The organism is Bradyrhizobium altum, from assembly GCF_020889705.1.
In the GTDB taxonomy this organism is placed as follows: Bacteria; Pseudomonadota; Alphaproteobacteria; order Rhizobiales; family Xanthobacteraceae; genus Bradyrhizobium; species Bradyrhizobium altum.
Genome location: NZ_JACMYP010000567.1, coordinates 1 through 1,099, shown reverse-complemented (window position 1 = coordinate 1,099; position 1,099 = coordinate 1). Strand labels below are relative to the sequence as shown.

Below are 1,099 nucleotides of genomic sequence, written 5' to 3'. Positions count from 1 at the left end.
CGGCAGCGCGACGCCGGCGGTGATCGACAGGTCGACCTTTCCCGGCACCGGGCTGATCTGCCATTTGAGTCCGGGAGCGACGTCGGAGAAGCCCGCGGCGCCCGGCGATCTCACATTGCCGGTATAGCTCGGCAGGTCGATCAGGACCTCGAGGCAGGGCGCGATGCCGAGCCGCCAGCGGCTGTTGCTGCCGTCGATGCTGCGGCCACTGTCGCGGCCGGTGAGGTTGATGCCGTTTTCGCTCTGCAGGCTCCCGACCGGCACGACGATACTCGAATTGGTGACGTCGGGCCGGTCGGTCGCAATTTCGTCGCTCGGCTTGGGACAACCGTCCGCGCGCGCGGCGGTGGCTGCTGCGAGGGTGAGCGCAGCAAGCACGCACCCGAGTTCGGCAAGTCGAGCGACGGCGCCGAACCGATTGTGAAACACTGGGGATGCTCCAAAAACCCGGCGCCGCTGCGGAGGTGGCAGCTTGAATAGAGATCGGCCGATGACGCGGATATTCCTCGCGGGCGGAAAAAACTTCAACAAGAAGTGCGATTGTCGGCGATCGATGCGGCCGGCGTCCAGCGCAATTACGGGCGGGGGAATTTCGGGGAATAGAATGCCAGCCCGGCGGCTCCTGTTGTGGTGGCAAACAGGAGACCCCCCGGAATGACCATTCGTTCGATCGCAGGCGTGCCAGCGCCGCGGCAGGCCAAAATTGCCGCGATGGCGGCTATCGCGATCTTGCTCGCCGTCAACAGCGCCCGCGCGGCGGGTGATCCGGCGCGCGGCGCAACGCTGTACCAGGGCTGCGGCGATTGCCATTCGATCGAGAAGAACGACGTCGGTCCGATGCACAAGGGGGTCGTGGGCCGCCTTGCCGGCTCGGTCGCGGGTTACAATTACTCGCCAGCGTTGAAGGACTCGAAGATCGTGTGGACCGAGGCCAATCTCGACAAATGGCTCACCGGTCCGGACGCGATGGTTCCCGGCACCAAGATGTTCTACGAGGTTCAGGATCCGAAGGACCGTGCCGACATCATCGCCTTCCTCAAGGAGAAGGCGAAGTAGGGCGTTCTCTCTCCACCGTCGTCCCTGCGGAAGCAGGGACCCA

2 protein-coding genes are annotated in these 1,099 nt (G+C 64.9%); one reads left to right on the top strand and one right to left on the bottom strand.

Annotation, left to right across the window (positions count from 1 at the left end; all coding sequences use genetic code 11):
• The coding region (locus H8B02_RS47420; protein ID WP_229172535.1) for a transporter family protein at nt 1-429 on the bottom strand (429 nt) is incomplete at its 3' end.
• A 225-nt stretch (nt 430-654) separates the two neighbouring features.
• On the opposite strand from H8B02_RS47420, the gene H8B02_RS47415 reads away from it, so the two are divergent.
• Nucleotides 655-1,056: a c-type cytochrome gene (locus H8B02_RS47415; protein ID WP_229172534.1), complete on the top strand. Its 402-nt coding sequence runs from the start codon at nt 655-657 to the stop codon at nt 1,054-1,056.
• Nucleotides 1,057-1,099 lie beyond the last annotated feature (43 nt).

What these genes read in the sequence shown, in the direction of transcription:
- H8B02_RS47415 (WP_229172534.1), top strand. Translation starts at nt 655, where the DNA reads ATGACCATTCGTTCGATCGCAGGCGTGCCAGCGCCGCGGCAGGCCAAA.